The 15,534-nt window shown below is 39.6% G+C and carries 21 protein-coding genes, 1 pseudogene and 1 riboswitch; of the genes and pseudogenes, 18 read left to right on the top strand and 4 right to left on the bottom strand.

Annotation, left to right across the window (positions count from 1 at the left end):
- Positions 1–20: 20 nt before the first annotated feature.
- Both QNH10_RS15180 and QNH10_RS15175 read right to left on the bottom strand, forming a co-directional pair.
- Positions 21–506: a hypothetical protein gene (locus tag QNH10_RS15180; protein ID WP_283732205.1), complete on the bottom strand. Its 486-nt coding sequence runs from the start codon at positions 504–506 to the stop codon at positions 21–23.
- Entirely contained in the window at positions 503–859 is a 357-nt protein-coding gene (locus tag QNH10_RS15175) for a hypothetical protein (protein ID WP_283732204.1), read from the bottom strand. The genes QNH10_RS15180 and QNH10_RS15175 overlap by 4 nt, the downstream gene beginning before the upstream one ends.
- Positions 860–1,030: 171 nt before the next feature.
- Between QNH10_RS15175 and rpmG the strand changes: the two genes are divergently transcribed.
- The 5 genes and pseudogenes from rpmG to QNH10_RS15150 all read left to right on the top strand — a co-directional run bounded on the left by rpmG (position 1,031) and on the right by QNH10_RS15150 (position 5,246).
- Positions 1,031–1,180 carry a 50S ribosomal protein L33 gene (gene rpmG / locus QNH10_RS15170; protein WP_060210366.1) on the top strand — a complete coding sequence of 50 codons (150 nt, stop codon included), beginning with the start codon at positions 1,031–1,033 and terminating at the stop codon, positions 1,178–1,180.
- Positions 1,181–1,241: 61 nt separating this feature from the next.
- Positions 1,242–1,822, top strand: a pseudogene (locus tag QNH10_RS15165) (5-formyltetrahydrofolate cyclo-ligase).
- Positions 1,819–2,010, top strand: coding sequence for a YqgQ family protein (locus QNH10_RS15160; RefSeq protein WP_283732203.1), 192 nt, complete (start codon positions 1,819–1,821; stop codon positions 2,008–2,010). Before QNH10_RS15165 ends, QNH10_RS15160 begins: the two are co-directional and overlap by 4 nt.
- Positions 2,011–2,162: 152 nt before the next feature.
- Complete coding sequence (locus tag QNH10_RS15155; protein WP_283732202.1) at positions 2,163–4,052, top strand: LTA synthase family protein; 1,890 nt, start codon at positions 2,163–2,165, stop codon at positions 4,050–4,052.
- A 69-nt stretch (positions 4,053–4,121) separates the two neighbouring features.
- Positions 4,122–5,246 carry a YqgU-like beta propeller domain-containing protein gene (locus QNH10_RS15150; RefSeq protein ID WP_283732201.1) on the top strand — a complete coding sequence of 375 codons (1,125 nt, stop codon included), beginning with the start codon at positions 4,122–4,124 and terminating at the stop codon, positions 5,244–5,246.
- A 53-nt stretch (positions 5,247–5,299) separates the two neighbouring features.
- Here QNH10_RS15150 and QNH10_RS15145 read toward each other — a convergent pair whose 3' ends face one another.
- Positions 5,300–5,488 carry a DUF2759 family protein gene (locus QNH10_RS15145; RefSeq protein ID WP_283732200.1) on the bottom strand — a complete coding sequence of 63 codons (189 nt, stop codon included), beginning with the start codon at positions 5,486–5,488 and terminating at the stop codon, positions 5,300–5,302.
- Positions 5,489–5,648: 160 nt separating this feature from the next.
- Between QNH10_RS15145 and QNH10_RS15140 the strand changes: the two genes are divergently transcribed.
- Entirely contained in the window at positions 5,649–6,278 is a 630-nt protein-coding gene (locus QNH10_RS15140; protein ID WP_283732199.1) for an MBL fold metallo-hydrolase, read from the top strand.
- A 40-nt stretch (positions 6,279–6,318) separates the two neighbouring features.
- Here the strand turns inward: QNH10_RS15140 and QNH10_RS15135 are convergent, their stop codons facing one another.
- Positions 6,319–6,558 (bottom strand): DUF2626 family protein, encoded by a 240-nt coding sequence (locus QNH10_RS15135; RefSeq protein ID WP_283732198.1) that lies wholly within the window; start codon positions 6,556–6,558, stop codon positions 6,319–6,321.
- Positions 6,559–6,861: 303 nt separating this feature from the next.
- Here QNH10_RS15135 and QNH10_RS15130 point away from each other — a divergent pair, with 303 nt between their 5' ends.
- The 12 genes from QNH10_RS15130 (at position 6,862) to gcvPB (ending at position 15,491) form a co-directional block, all read left to right on the top strand.
- Positions 6,862–7,041 (top strand): hypothetical protein, encoded by a 180-nt coding sequence (locus QNH10_RS15130; protein ID WP_283732197.1) that lies wholly within the window; start codon positions 6,862–6,864, stop codon positions 7,039–7,041.
- Entirely contained in the window at positions 7,038–7,868 is an 831-nt protein-coding gene (gene comGA, locus QNH10_RS15125) for a competence type IV pilus ATPase ComGA (protein WP_283732196.1), read from the top strand. The genes QNH10_RS15130 and comGA overlap by 4 nt, the downstream gene beginning before the upstream one ends.
- Positions 7,861–8,916 carry a competence type IV pilus assembly protein ComGB gene (gene comGB / locus QNH10_RS15120; protein ID WP_283732195.1) on the top strand — a complete coding sequence of 352 codons (1,056 nt, stop codon included), beginning with the start codon at positions 7,861–7,863 and terminating at the stop codon, positions 8,914–8,916. Before comGA ends, comGB begins: the two co-directional genes overlap by 8 nt.
- 12 nt (positions 8,917–8,928) lie before the next feature.
- The gene (gene comGC / locus QNH10_RS15115) at positions 8,929–9,264 is read left to right on the top strand and encodes a competence type IV pilus major pilin ComGC (RefSeq protein WP_317940746.1); all 336 of its coding nucleotides are present in this window, start codon (positions 8,929–8,931) and stop codon (positions 9,262–9,264) included.
- Positions 9,251–9,691 (top strand): hypothetical protein, encoded by a 441-nt coding sequence (locus QNH10_RS15110; RefSeq protein WP_283732194.1) that lies wholly within the window; start codon positions 9,251–9,253, stop codon positions 9,689–9,691. The genes comGC and QNH10_RS15110 overlap by 14 nt, the downstream gene beginning before the upstream one ends.
- The gene (locus QNH10_RS15105) at positions 9,681–9,983 is read left to right on the top strand and encodes a hypothetical protein (RefSeq protein WP_283732193.1); all 303 of its coding nucleotides are present in this window, start codon (positions 9,681–9,683) and stop codon (positions 9,981–9,983) included. Before QNH10_RS15110 ends, QNH10_RS15105 begins: the two co-directional genes overlap by 11 nt.
- On the top strand, positions 9,968–10,321 hold the full coding sequence (locus QNH10_RS15100) for a hypothetical protein (RefSeq protein ID WP_283732192.1): 354 nt from the start codon (positions 9,968–9,970) through the stop codon (positions 10,319–10,321). The genes QNH10_RS15105 and QNH10_RS15100 overlap by 16 nt, the downstream gene beginning before the upstream one ends.
- Before the next feature lie 69 nt (positions 10,322–10,390).
- Positions 10,391–10,570, top strand: a complete 180-nt coding sequence (locus QNH10_RS15095) for a hypothetical protein (protein ID WP_283732191.1) — start codon at positions 10,391–10,393, stop codon at positions 10,568–10,570.
- A gap of 4 nt (positions 10,571–10,574) precedes the next feature.
- Positions 10,575–11,084 carry a shikimate kinase gene (locus tag QNH10_RS15090; protein ID WP_283732190.1) on the top strand — a complete coding sequence of 170 codons (510 nt, stop codon included), beginning with the start codon at positions 10,575–10,577 and terminating at the stop codon, positions 11,082–11,084.
- A gap of 227 nt (positions 11,085–11,311) precedes the next feature.
- Positions 11,312–11,404, top strand: a riboswitch (glycine riboswitch).
- Between the two features lie 140 nt (positions 11,405–11,544).
- Positions 11,545–12,642, top strand: a complete 1,098-nt coding sequence (gcvT, locus tag QNH10_RS15085) for a glycine cleavage system aminomethyltransferase GcvT (protein ID WP_283732189.1) — start codon at positions 11,545–11,547, stop codon at positions 12,640–12,642.
- A gap of 25 nt (positions 12,643–12,667) precedes the next feature.
- A complete protein-coding gene (gcvPA, locus tag QNH10_RS15080; RefSeq protein ID WP_283732188.1) occupies positions 12,668–14,020 on the top strand; it encodes an aminomethyl-transferring glycine dehydrogenase subunit GcvPA in 1,353 nt (450 codons plus the stop codon).
- On the top strand, positions 14,013–15,491 hold the full coding sequence (gene gcvPB, locus QNH10_RS15075; RefSeq protein WP_283732187.1) for an aminomethyl-transferring glycine dehydrogenase subunit GcvPB: 1,479 nt from the start codon (positions 14,013–14,015) through the stop codon (positions 15,489–15,491). The genes gcvPA and gcvPB overlap by 8 nt, the downstream gene beginning before the upstream one ends.
- Positions 15,492–15,534: the final 43 nt, after the last annotated feature.

Below are 15,534 nucleotides of genomic sequence, written 5' to 3'. Positions count from 1 at the left end.
ATCGATAATGGCAGCTTTTTTTATTTCGTTTTTGTGATAATACTTGCAATCGTTTTTAAATCCATAGTCGTGTCGACTTCATATTCTCCAATTTGGATAAGGCCAGAAAGACCATTTTCAATTAAATAGGATTCAAGGTTTTTAGCGCTATCGATAACACCAGCTCTTTCAAGTTTGTTCGCAACAGTTTTGGAATTGGAACCTGGTTCGATGGAGAGTATTATTTTTGTTATTGGCTCAGGCGCAGTTTGTTGTTCATCTTCGGCCTTAGCCACATCCTCGGTTTGAGTTGAAACCGGATTGTTTGGTGTAACCGTTTCTGTGGAAGTTATTGTTTGTGCAATTGCCAATTCCTTTTTCACTCGTTCCAACTCGGTTTGCAACTCTTCCAATTGTGTTTGCTCGTGTTGAGTAGAGGATGGGGTAACTAAGGGTGTTGTAAAATAAATGATTCCTCCAGCCAAAATGCATCCGATACCTGCTGCCCTAAATATATCTTTCATCATAGCAGAACACCTCGGGACTTCAATACATCCAAAACTTCATCGTTTGTAAGAGACGAGCGTTTTGCGATTTCTGGAACGGTATAACCTTGTGCTTGTAAGGAAAGGATTTGGTTGACGATTATTTCATGCACAGGTTTAGTTTTAGGCTGTTTACCCTTTGGAATTGGTCCAACACTGATCATCAATTCCTCTTCGATGGCCCTCAATCTCTTTTTTAACTGATTTGTTTCTTGATGCAGGCTAATTGAGATATTTTCAATTTCATCTTCGTGCTTGCGTGAGGAGGTACCGAAAAAGAATGAAAGTATGATTAAAATAATTCCGCTGACTAATAATATTAATGGTATATCCACTTGAAAACGCCTCCGGGAAAGATTACTTTGTTCCCATAGTATCATATGCACCAATTTATTGTAATTTGAAACTTTCTTCTTTACATACACGTGTGGTATGATACAATAAAAAAGTCGTATAAATCATGCTCATATTTAATTTATATTGCTGAATGAGTGGGAGGGACAACAATGCGCGTAAATATTACACTTGCTTGCACAGAATGTGGAGAGCGTAATTATATTACAAAGAAAAACAAGCGTAACAATCCGGAACGTCTTGAAATGAAAAAATATTGCTCACGTGAAAAGAAACAAACTTTGCATCGTGAAACGAAATAATCGCTCATGCCAAAACTCTTCACGGGTTTTGGTTTTTTATTTCAAAATGGGGAATAATATAATGGGGAAATTGACTAAACGAAAACAAATATTGTCTAATATGAAAGATATGGATACATCCGAATATGCAAGTAAATCTTCATCGATTGTAAAACTCCTATAGCTTCTGAGGAATATTGCAAAGCGGAAACAATTGGTGTAACGATATCTCGTTTTCCGGAAGTCGATACAATTTCTATAATCGAAGCTGCGTGGAAATCGGGTAAGAAGGTAGCTGTACCCAAGTGTATTTCTTCGACCAGGGAAATGGATTTCCGAATCATTACTTCATTTGATGATTTAGAAACAGTCTATATGGATTTAAGAGAGCCTGTCATCGAACGAACCGAAACGGTTGAAAAAACGGCTATCGACCTGCAAATTGTGCCAGGAGTCGTCTATTCCGATGAAGGCTATCGGATCGGCTTTGGTGGCGGATATTATGATCGTTACTTGACTGATTATCCCGGGGAACGTTTATCCCTCGCTTTTAAAGTTCAGACGGCCCTTAACGTTCCTGTTGAAGAACATGATATACCAGTCAATAAGATTATTACTGAAAATGGAGTCATTCAATGCCGAATGTTACGTGAAAGAATATGAAAGAGATGAAAGACTTTTTTAGTGTTCTGCAACTCCTTAAACGTTTTGGGATTTTCATATATACCGGAGACCGAAATACAGACATTGAGCTGATGATGTCCGAGGTGAAAGAGCTATTTGATAACGGCTTAATCCTTAAAGAGGATTACCTACGGGCGCTACTTATATTGAAAAAGGAATTAAATTAAATACGATAAGTTTACTTTTTAAGACTATTTAGAAGTAATTTTTTAAAGATAATCTGCAACTTTTTCTCCTCTAATCCGTCTATAATATGTAGTGCATGTACAATTGACAGGGTGAAATTACAAAAAGCTTCAATAATGAAAGGAAGATAAGTATGAAAAAAGTAACGTGGCCCAAACATTCCGTACTCGGCATTGCAATTGTCGCTACATGGCTCACAACATATATAGGCTACATTACTAGCTTCAATATGAAAATCGATAATATGGTACAGGAGTTAATACTCTTCATAAATCCATTAAGTTTTCTATTATTCCTGTACGGCCTCGCGCTATTCATAAAGAGTACGAAACGTAAGAATATCTATATAATTTCAATCAGTTTGATCACATCTATTATTATGTTCAGTAATGCAGTGTTTTATAGGTTTTTCAGTGACTTCATCACATTGCCATTGTTGTTCCAAACTAATAATTTCGGGGATTTATCTTCCTCGGCAACTGCTAATATGCACTTTACAGACATCTTCTTTTTCGCAGATGTCATCATCATTGCATTAGCTATCAAGTTCATCCCTCAGAGGGAAAGTGCTTTAAATCGTCGTAACATTGGCCGTAAGCTTTATTTTGTTGTAGCTGCTACAATTTTGATGGTGAATTTAGCTTTGGCTGAAGCTCAAAGACCACAACTTCTAACAAGAAGTTTCGATAGGGAACTGCTTGTGAAGAATATCGGGACGTACAACTACCATATTTATGATTTATTCATCCAGTCGAAAACACATGCGCAACGTGCTTTGGCGGATGGTAGTGAGTTGACCGAGGTCGCAAACTATATTAATGCGAATTATGCGGAACCGAATCCGAAAATGTTTGGTGCTGCGGAAGGTCGTAACTTGATCATTGTTTCGATGGAATCTCTTCAAAACTTCGTTATAAATAATAAGATGAATGAGTATGAAATCACACCATTCTTAAACAGTTTGACAAAAGACAAGGATACATTTTATTTCAATAACTTCTATCACCAAACAGGTCTTGGGAAAACATCCGACTCCGAATTCATATTGGAAAACTCCTTGTATGGTAGAAATGGAGGAGCTGTTTTCTTCACAAACAGTGGAAACACGTTTAACTCATTATCTGAAAAACTTGGTCACAATGGTTATTTTACAAGTGTAATGCATGCCAATAACCGAAGCTTCTGGAACCGGGATATTATGTACCAAGCTCTTGGGACTGAAAAGTTCTATGATGTGGAAAGCTATGAAATCGGTGAAGGTCAAGCGGTTAACTGGGGTATGAAGGATATTCCATTTTTAGAGCAATCTGTGGATTTAATGAAAGAAATGCCACAACCATTTGCAACTCGTTTGATCACATTAACGAATCACCATCCTTTCGATTTGGATGAAGAGGATATGATGATTCCGCAGTATGATTCTAATTCGAAAACGGTAAACAAGTATTTTCAAGCAGTCCGCTATATGGATGAGGCGTTAAAGATATTCTTTGATGACTTGAAGCAAAGCGGTTTATACGATAACTCTATTATTGTGATGTATGGAGATCATTACGGTATCTCTGAAAATCATAATAAAGCGATGGGTATGTACATGGATAAAGAAATTACACCGTTTGATAATGTTGAATTGCAGAAAGTGCCAATGTTCATCCATATTCCAGGATACGGAAAAGGTAAAACTATGGATGAATTATCAGGACAATTGGATTTAAGACCAACAATCTTGCATTTATTAGGCGTTGACACAAAAGAAGATATGCAAATGGGTGCTGATGTTTTCTCTCCTGATCATGAACCTTTTGTCATTTTCAGAGATGGTCGATTGGTGACGGAAAACAATATTTTCACCAATGAAGTATGTTATGATATCTCTACAGGAGAAGAAACAGATAACGAAGCTTGTGAGCCTTACGTTGAACGCGCCACAACTGAACTTGACTATTCCGATCTGATCATCAATGGAGACTTGCTCAGATTCACAGATGATGACCAGGAAAAGTCAAAGACAAAGATGCATTAAAACGACTAAGTTCTGCACGGGTTCGTTTCCCGTGCAGTTTTTTTATAAGGATGGGGGGGAGGGGACGTATTGAAAAGAATAGTAATCTTGCTTATATTGGCGTTAATCGCTTTGACGGGTTGTACAACAAAAAAAGAAACAGTTGAACAACCTGAAATCGAAAAACCGAATGAACCAATTGATGGGCCGATTAATGAACCAGATGTAGAAAACATAGTTTCACCTAAGCCTCTTCCCATTTTCAAAGCGGACCCCTCTTCGTTTCACTTCATTGCCGACTGGCTTACTGATTCTGAAATCCTTTATGTGGAAAAGAGGAATGGAGTTTATCAAGTTAAGTCATATAATTTGGAAACGGGAGAATCGAACCTTGTTTATGAAGATGAGTCCTTTATAACGGATATTATTGTTCATCCTTCAATGAATTATTTGCTTGTACATACGAGTGATCAATCGGATCTTGCAATTGTTAAAGTGATTTCAATGGACGGCGTAGTCCGACATCAAGTTGAAATTAATTCCACAGAATTAGCGATTGAATGGAATGATTTGGACCCGGAAAAAATATTACTTACCGCTTTCCATGAAGATTGGTCTTTTGATCTCTTCGTCTTTGATGGCCATACTGAGAGTCTTTCGGTTATTGAGATGGATGATCCGTTTCCAAAATGGATAGGTGATAGTCGAATTGCCAATATTGTTTTTTCGGAACATCCTCTTGATGGAGGAAAAATACAAATTTTAAATATAGCAGCAGGAGCGACAGAAACTTTTGATGCGGAAAATGTCATTTACTTCGATACGTATGAAGATAAGTTACTGATTGTTCAGTCCCTTGAAGCCGATAATTTTTCATATTCATTACGCAATGATACTAACACGGTGTTAGCCAATTGGAATATGCCGTTAGTCAGCAATTATTCGGAATGGGTCATTCCGGAAATTGAATGGATTAATGGAGAAAGTTTTCTTTTTAAAGGAGCTTTGAGAAGCGGGCAGTTGGACGAGCTTAGTTCGGAGTTTAATTTATATCTTCATGAAGTTGGAGTCTCGAAAATAATAACAGAAGGATTGGATGCGGATTCAATCACGTGTTCACCTTCCGGTAAAAGATGTTTGAATGGGTATACTTTCGAAGAAGTAATAGAGGTTGAATCTGGCGATAGAAGGAACTGGATTGAATTCGATAATTGAAAAACATCCCCTGCAGGTGAGTGAAGGGGATGTTTTTTGTTTACCAATTTTAATTAATGTAGAGTTGCCGGATATCCTCCGAAAACAAGCGTAGCAATTGTGAAACCGCCAAAGATAACAGCAGCCGCCAAATTGAACACGATGCTTAGGATATTGCGCTCTTTAAAACCTTGTACAGTTCCGACAACGGAAAGAATCGCTACTAAGCCGAAGATTACCATTAAAATCAAACTTGCGTTCATAATGAAGACACTCCTTTCAAATAGAGAAAAAATGAATGCCGATTTAGCAATATTCCTCTCTTATTGTACTGTTTAAAAAAGATTTTGTCGAGGCATATTAGTGACGTTTGTTTGAAAATGGTATCCGAGTTCATTATTATTACTTAAAGGAGGGTGAAAAATGTTGAAAATACGTACATATCCATTAGGTCCGATTCAAACAAATTGCTATATTGTAAAAGACAGTGAAGGCCAATGTCTGGTGGTAGATCCTGGGGAAGAGGGAAGCAGGATTATACAGAAAATCGAAAACATGAATGGTAAACCTTTGGCTATTCTTTTGACGCATGCACATTTTGATCATATTGGAGCTGTAGATGAGGTTAGAGACCACTTTTCCATTCCGGTTTATATTCATCGGGAGGAGCAATATTGGCTGATGAATCCGGATCTTAACGGTTCGTCGAGATATCCCGGACTACCGCTCGTTTCCAATAAGGCGGCCGATCATTTTTTACAGGAAGGCCAAATAACGATAGGACCGTTTCAATTTGAAATCCGACATACACCCGGCCATTCCCCTGGAAGTGTATCATTTATCTTTAAAGATGCACAATTCGCTATCGTTGGGGATACACTTTTCAAACAAAGTATAGGACGAACCGATTTGCCTAACGGCGACACAAATATGCTCCTTAATTCAATTCAAGGGAAGCTTTTGTCATTGCCTGATGATTGCAAAGTATATCCGGGGCACGGCCCATCGACAACGCCGGGCGCCGAAAAAGTATCCAATCCATTTCTGAAATAAAAAAACAGCCATTAGGCTGTTTTTTTTGATGGACGATTAATTAATGTCCGCCTTGTACATGAATGAATGTTGAGTAGTAGCTGAAACCCACCATGAAAATCATTAGGTAAGCTCCGAACATGTACATATACATACGCTCTGTAAGATTCAAATATCCAAGCAATAGGAAGAAAATAGTGCTGGCTACGAAAATGACGGTTGCTGGCATCATTCCACCGATGAAGAACATAACAGCGAAGATACCCGTCCAAAAACCGCATAGCTTGAACATATTATCCATAAGTGCGTCCCTCCTTAACATGAAACAGTTCAAAGATCTCCTATTCATTATAATGGATAGCAACTTGAAAAGTAAACTCTTATCAAGTCAACATTGTGACAAATGGATGGATTGGAGTTGTTTGGAAAGACAGTAAAATTTAAATTTACTATGGAAAAAGCGGTTTAATATTTCTAATGGGCCGAAAACGGCATGTAAACTTCGAGTTTGCTTCAAACTATTCCTTTATAAATAATTTCATCGTATACTCACGATAAGGTGAAAAGCGGTCTTTCACCCCTAAATTCGAAAAAGGGGTGTTCAATGGAAATGCGTACTAACCTCATTGAAATAAAATGCTTTGAACTTTTGGAACGTGCAATATTCAATGATGCGACTGATATCCATCTTGTTCCAATGCGTGAAGGTTATGATGTGCGTTTCAAAAAGAATTCGAAATTAGAGCGGGCTGGCACATATCCCCACAGTTGGCCACCCGTATGATCTCCTTTTACAAATTCCTTTCATCATTAGATATTAGCGATAAACGTAAACCTCAAAGTGGCTCATTTCATAAAAAAGTTCAGGATAAAAATTATTCATTTCGCGTATCAACTATTCCCTCTGTCCATATGAAAGAAAGTGTCGTAATACGATTGCAAAGGCATGATAGAATCTTGCCCCTTGAAAAACTATGTATCGACCCAATATGGGAACAAAAATTTCGATACGCAACTCAGGAACAGCAGGGGCTGATCATCGTCACGGGGCCTACTGGTAGTGGAAAAACGACTACTATTTATTCACTAACCGCACATTGTGTCAATCATCTTGAAAGGCATGTCATTACATTGGAAGATCCAGTAGAAAATAATCATGCTCATTTGCTGCAAATCGAAGTGAATGAAAGATCCGGCATGACTTATGCCGCTGGTCTGAAAGCAATTCTTAGACATTCACCAGATGTCATTATGATTGGTGAAATTAGAGATGCTGAAACCGCGAAAACAGCCGTGGCGGCGGCTTTGACGGGCCATCTTGTTTTGACGACGGTCCATTCAAAGGATCCGGAAGGTTGTTTTTACAGATTAATGGATTTTGGAATCACTTCGGAAGAGCTACGACAGACAATCGTCTGCATTTCCGCACAGCGGTTGATACAGAAAAAAGATGGTAGTGCAGGCGTGGTGTTTGAAATTGTTCAAGGCAATCTTTTGGAGACTATCGCCGAATCGATCAGTAAAGGCGAAAAGGTATCCATCCCAAGGGAGATAAAAATAGAATCAGTTTTAAAGAAATACAGCAGACAAACCGAAAAGACATATGGCTAAGAAAGGATTTAAGGTTTTCGTCGGTACATCGCAAAATATTGAAAACCGTCCTGCCTTTTTAGAAAGGCTATCGATTTTATTACAGGAAGGTTATACATTTCATGAGAGTCTGGTTCTATTGCTGCCTCATCATTCAAAAAGTTATTCAGAACTACTTGAACGGGTGGAAACTGATCTGAAAAGTGGACAAGGGGTTACGTCAATTCTTGAAAGGCTTGGATTTTCTCAGAGCGTCCTTTTGCCGGTTGTTGTTTCGGAAGTAGATGGGCGATTAGCAGAAACATTGAAGGGGATAGCGGAACGGTTGAAAAAGACCGATGAGAGAAGAAAGAAATTAAGAAATCTCCTTCTTTATCCTCTCGTCCTTTTTTTCTTCATGACCATCTTGCTCCTTGCCTATCGAAACTATTTCCTTCCGAATTTACAGGCATTATCGATATCAAGAAATGAAGAGGGGTCTGGGTTTGTCGATATGTTACCCCTTATCGTCTCCAAAATTCCAGATGTCGTTGTAGGTTCGGTTTTAGTGGTTATTATAGTGGCAACTGCCGGGCTGATATTCTACCGGAAGCTTATGCCGTCGTCAAAAATCAGTTTTTTATTGAAACTGCCTTTAATTCGGTGGTTTTTTACAAAGCTTAAAACACGAGATTTCGCTGGTGAGATAGGAAGCCTGTTGCAATCAGGACTATCCATGCAAGATGCCCTTGAAGTTTTGGTAGTACAAAAAGTAGACCCCATCATGAGTGAAGTTGCAAGCACGATTAAGAAACATGTCGTTTACGGTGAATCTTTCGATCAGGCGATCTATTTGACGAGTGGGTTGCTTGATGAATTAGGTGCATACGCCAAGCATGGTTCTGATACTGGTCACCTTGCGAAAGAACTTATTATCTATAGCGAAAAACTGAATGAGGTGGTAGAAGAAGAGATAGGAAAATGGCTTGCAATGTTGCAGCCGATCCTGTTTACAATACTTGCCATCTGCATTTTATCAGCGTATTTGGCGTTACTTTTACCTGTATATGGCATGTTCGATAAAATTTAGGGGGAGGATAAATTGAAATTTATTAAAGGGGAGAAAGGCTTTACATTAATTGAAATGATGATAGTTTTGTTGATAATCTCTGTTTTAGTATTGATAGCATTACCGAATGTGATGAAGCATGCGGAAAAAATAGATGAAATGGGTTGTGATGCGTATATATCAATGGTTCAGGGGCAAGTTGCGGCGTATATGATGGAGAACCATGAATTACCAGAGTCAGTAAGTGATCTCATCCCCGATTTACTACCTGATCCTGCTGAAGAAGCCATAGAAGCAAAGTGTCCTGATGGAACAGAAATTGAGATAGATAGTAATGGAATTGTAAGTCGAAAAGATGAAAGCAAATAATCAATCAGGCTACACATTCCTTGAAATGCTATTAGTATTAAGTGTAGTTATCATCCTTACGGTCGTCATCATTCCGATTGGCGACCGTTGGATTCAAAAACAAAGTGAGGAAGAGGCACTTCAAATGCTCATAGCAACAATTCACCATGCCCAAGCATATGCGTTAGCTCACGAAGTGCACACTTCTATTTCGTTTCGGAATTCGGGAAGATCCTACAGCCTATTTACCCCCATCAATGTAACGTATTCTACAATTGACTTTCCGGAAGGCATGAGATGGGTTGCTGGTAATAGGTTGAGGGCGGTTGAGTTTCATCCGAATGGCCATATTATTAACCCAGGGACCCTTGTTATCCAGACATCTACTGGGAACAAAGTTATCACCTTGCAGTTACAACATGGGAGGATGCTTGTCTATGATCAATGAAAATGGCTATTCATGGCCTGAATCGATTCTTTCCCTTGGTATTGTAATGGTTATCTTCGGGACGCTTTTTCCTTTTTACTCCCATATGTCAGCGAGGCTCGAGATGAAACGACTGGAAATGCATGCTGCCGAAACCGTATATCATGCCGCTATCCTTCACAAGTCATACGGTTTAAGTGAAGGAGTAAATCGTATAGAAGAGGTTACTTATATATGGACAGTTAACGCTGATTCCATTTGTGTCATGTATAAATCTATCGAAACGGAAGTTATCAAGTGCATAAACTTTTAAAAAATGAAAAAGGATTCACGTTTTTAGAGTCAATCTTTCATTTACTGATTGCTGCTATTTTTCTTCAATTTGTTGTCCTTTTTTTCTACTGGAAATCACCTATTGAACGCCAATTGGAAGATTATTTCGCTACCGAATGGGAGTTATTTGCAATCGATCTTCAAACGTTATTATTGGAAGTTGAGGATTTTAATGTAGCTGCAGGGAATCAATCTATATCGTTTATCAACAAAAGGGGAAAGATTCAAGTTGGGCAAGCGGGTACTTTAATCCGGAAAACAACCATGATAGTGGCTACATCCCACTTTTCACTAATGTGGCTAACACGACCTTCATAGTAGACGGGCATGAATTGCTCTTGAAGGTAAAGATGCTAGACGGTAGTGTAAGGGAGAGGAGATTTGCAATTGGCTCGTATTCGGAATGAAGAAGGCATAATCCTTGTCGCTGCACTTATTTTACTATTTATCGTAAGCCTCTTTCTTTTTACCCTCGTTTCATGGCATAGTAATTTATACAGAACATTCGATTCAATTGAAACGTATTACGAAAAGGAAACAAAAAAGATTATGGGGCAAGGCGGTTAAAATAATGAAGAAAGTTTACTTGGTCGGTTTCATGGGGAGTGGAAAGAGTGCAATTGGCAAACGGTTAAGCACTTTATTGAATATACCCTTTTATGATATGGATGCTGAGATTTCCGAACAAACCGGGATGACGATACACCAAATATTCGAAACGTATGGGGAAGAGAGTTTTCGGGAAATGGAAACGAATTTTTTACGGAGTTTTCATGATGAGTTTTGTATTATTGCCACAGGCGGGGGAGTGGCGATGCGTGAGGAAAATAGAAGTATTATGAGAAAGACAGGCCTTGTCTTTTATTTGAATGCTAATTTCCGTGATATTTGGCGCAGGGTGTCCACGGATATCAACCGTCCAATCGTTCAACGGTCATCAAGGGGTGAGTTGGAGTCTATTTTCAATCAAAGGATGCCGCTCTATCTCAAAAGTGCTCATATTAAAGTTGAGACTGCGGATCGAACATTGAAAGAAATTACACAGTATATAGCGTTTCAGATTGAACGATTGAAAAATTAATAGCCTATTGATGAATTTTATAGTTATTTGACGAAAATGGACGTAGAAAAATAATTTGAACAAGTTAAACACGAACGTTTTACAATGTTTTATAAAAAATGTTCGTGAAATCACCGTTACATTAAAAAGGATTGCGCTTCCACCTATGAAATGTTAAGATATAAGGCGAAAGGGCATGTAGTTGCCAGAATTTTTTCAGATACCTAACACTTAACAGCATATCGCGGATGATTGGATTGGGGAGAGCACGCATCGGGCGTCGCCGAAGGAGCAAGTAACTAAGGTTATGAATCTCTCAGGTAAAAAGACCATCCATGACGCATCTCTGGAGAGCGCCATATTAACGGCCACCAACGAGGAAAGCCGCAAGGTCAAACTTTCAGGTACATGGACAGAGGTTCTCTTATTATTAAGGGGACTTCTGTCTTTTTTTATCAATTATCTAAGGGGGAATATGGCTGTGACAGAAACTTTAAAACGTACCGCGCTTTTTGATAGCTATAAGGAGTATGGCGGTAAAACAATCGATTTCGGCGGTTGGGAATTGCCAGTTCAATTCTCAAGCATTAAAGCTGAACATGAAGCGGTTCGAACAAAAGCAGGTCTATTTGATGTATCGCATATGGGTGAAGTCTTCGTATCCGGAGATCGTGCTCTAAATTACTTGCAAAAGCTTGTTACGAATGATGTTTCAAAACTGAAGGACGGTCAGGCGCAATATACTGCAATGTGCTATGAGAACGGCGGAACCGTAGATGATCTATTAATCTATAAAAGAAAAGATAATGACTATTTATTGGTCGTAAATGCTTCAAACATTGAAAAAGACGTTGAGTGGATGAAGAAATATGTAACTGATGATGTAGTTATTGAAGACCGTTCAGACGAATTTGGTTTGATCGCTTTACAAGGACCAAAAGCGCAGGAAGTCCTGCAGAAATTGACATCTCAACCTTTAGATGAAATCAAATTCTTCCGTTTTAAAGAGAATGTCGATGTTTCTGGACACAATGTCCTTATTTCCCGTACAGGTTATACAGGTGAAGATGGCTTTGAAATTTATGGGTCTCCAGAATCCATTGTTGCCCTTTGGCCGATCATCCTGAACGCAGGCAATGAAGAAGGCGTTGTACCTGCTGGATTAGGTTCACGTGATACTCTTCGTTTTGAGGCTGGGTTACCTCTTTATGGTCAGGAATTATCGAAAGATATTTCACCACTTGAAGCAGGCTTAGGCTTTGTTGTGAAGTTGAATAAAGAAGTCGATTTCATAGGAAAAGAAGAACTTGCAAGACAAAAAGAAGAAGGCGTATCAAGAAAACTTGTCGGCCTTGAAATGATTGATAAAGGAATTCCACGTACTGGCTATAAAGTGTATGTCGGTGATCAGGAAATCGGTGAAGTTACTACTGGTACACAATCGCCTACATTGAAAAAGAATATCGGTTTCGCACTACTTGCAACTGAACATACTGCTGTTGGAACAGAAGTAGAGGTTGAAATTCGAGGAAAACGTTTGAAAGCAGTATTAATTGCAACACCATTTTATAAACGATAATTGAATGAAGAGGAGATATGTGGACATGAAGCTCAAGCATCGTTATATTCCTATGACGGATAAAGATCGCGAAGAAATGCTGTCAACAATCGGCGTTGCGACGGTTGATGAACTTTTTGAAGATATTCCCGAAAAAGCCCGTTTTAAGGGTGAATTGAATATTAAGAAGGCAAAATCTGAATCGGCATTGACGAAGGAACTTGCTCAACTTGCGGCTAAGAATGCTGATGCTCGTACATATGCATCATTCCTTGGAGCTGGTGTTTATGATCATTACAAGCCAATCATCGTTGACCATGTAATTTCACGTTCCGAGTTTTACACGGCTTATACACCATATCAGCCTGAAATTTCACAAGGTGAATTGCAAGCGATTTTCGAATTCCAAACAATGATTTGTGAATTGACTGGCATGGACATTGCGAACTCCTCCATGTATGACGGCGGAACTGCACTTGCAGAAGCCGGGACTATGGCAGCAGGTCATACACGCCGCAAGAAAATTCTTGTTTCTGAAACAGTGCATCCTGAATCTCGTGACGTAGTTACGGCTTATGCGGCTGGACAATATATCGAAGTTGTGACTATCCCGCAAAAAGACGGTGTGACGGATATGGCGCAGCTTGAAGAATTACTCGATGACAATACAGCGGGTGTACTCGTACAATATCCTAACTTCTTTGGACAAGTTGAAGATATTCAAAAAATCGGTGAAATGGCTCATGACAAAGGTGGATTGCTCGTCGTCTCAGCGAACCCTCTTGCTCTTGGTGTGTTGACGCCTCCAGGAAAATTGGGTGCAGACATTACTGTAGGGGACGCTCAACCATTCGGCATTGCTGAACAATTTGGCGGACCGCATTGTGGTTATTTCGCATCAACGAAAAAGTTGATGAGAAAAATGCCGGGCCGATTAGTAGGGGAAACGACTGACGAAGAAGGTAGACGCGGTTATGTATTGACGCTTCAAGCAAGGGAGCAGCATATCCGTCGTGACAAAGCGACATCCAATATCTGTTCGAACCAAGCATTGAATGCTCTTGCAGCTTCTGTTGCGATGACTGCTTTAGGTAAAGTCGGTACGAAAGAAATCGCCTACCAAAATATCGCGAAAACGGCTTATGCGAAAAGTGCATTTGAAAAAGCAGGTTTTGAAGTGAAATTCGGTGGAGCGCATTTCAATGAAATTGTTGTTGCAGTTAACAAGTCTGTAAAAGAGATGAACGCTAAACTTCTTGATAAAGGAATCATCGGTGGATATGATCTTGGTTTGACATATCCTGAGCTATCCAACCATTGTTTGATCGCAGTCACTGAACAGCGTACAAAAGAAGAAATCGATGCACTTGTGCAGGAAATGGAGGCCCTTCATGCATAAAGATAACCAACCGCTAATTTTTGAAATTACAAAAGAAGGTCGAATCGGATATAGTCTGACTGAACTTGATGTGCCGGAAATCGATTTGTCCAGCCATTTGCCAAATGGATTTCTAAGGGAGGAATCGGCTGATCTTCCTGAAGTTTCTGAGCTTGATATTATGCGCCATTACACAGCCTTATCCAACCGTAACCATGGTGTTGACACAGGTTTCTATCCGCTTGGATCATGTACAATGAAATATAACCCTAAAATTAATGAAGCTGTTGCACGTATCCCTGGATTCGCGAACATTCACCCTTTACAAGATGAATCGACGGTCCAAGGTGCAATGGAAATGATGTATGACCTTCAACAGCATCTTTCTGAAATTACTGGTATGGATGAAGTGACACTTCAACCAGCAGCAGGTGCACATGGTGAGTGGACTGCATTAATGATGATCCGTGCATTCCATGAAGCAAACGGAGAAGGCAACCGTACAAAAGTTCTTGTGCCGGATTCCGCTCACGGAACGAATCCTGCTTCTGCAACTGTTGCTGGATTTGATACAGTTACGATTAAGACGAATGAATTCGGATTAGTAGATATTGAAGATTTGAAAACGAAGGTTGATCAAGACACAGCAGCATTTATGTTGACGAACCCAAATACACTTGGGCTTTTCGAAAGAGATGTTCTTGAAATTGCTGAAATCGTACATGGAGTTGGCGGTAAGATGTACTATGACGGCGCTAACCTGAATGCGATCATGGCAAAAGTACGCCCGGGAGATATGGGCTTTGATGCTGTTCACTTGAACTTGCATAAGACGTTCACTGGTCCTCACGGTGGCGGTGGCCCAGGTTCAGGCCCTGTCGGTGTAACAAGTGAATTAGCACCATTCCTACCGAAACCGGTACTTGTGAAGAAAGACGATAAATATACATTCGAATTTGACCGTCCACAGTCAATCGGACGAGTTAAACCGTTTTACGGCAACTTCGGCATCTATTTACGTGCATACACATATATCCGTTCCATGGGTCCAGATGGTTTGAAGGCCGTTACGGAATATGCGGTATTAAACGCGAACTATATGATGCGCAAGTTACAGCCTTATTTCGATCTGCCGTATACACAACATTGTATGCATGAGTTTGTTCTTTCCGGCCGTCGTCAAAAGAAATTGGGTGTCCGTACTTTGGATATGGCAAAACGTCTGTTAGACTTCGGTTTCCATCCACCAACAATCTACTTCCCGTTGAATGTTGAAGAAGGAATGATGATCGAGCCGACTGAAACAGAATCGAAGGAAACGCTTGATTCATTCATCGATGCAATGATTCAAATTGCGAAGGAAGTTGAAGAGACTCCTGAAATCGTTCAGGAAGCTCCACATACGACTGTCATCAACCGTCTTGACGAAACGAAAGCAGCTCGTCAACCGGTATTGCGCTACATCAAAGAAGAAGATCTTGTAAATGCATAATAAGTGAAATGCAAAAGGAGAGTCCCGAAAATGGGGCTCTCCT

Source organism: Sporosarcina thermotolerans, assembly GCF_030067815.1.
Classification (GTDB): domain Bacteria; phylum Bacillota; class Bacilli; order Bacillales_A; family Planococcaceae; genus Sporosarcina; species Sporosarcina thermotolerans.
This window is presented reverse-complemented; position numbering and strand designations above follow the sequence as displayed.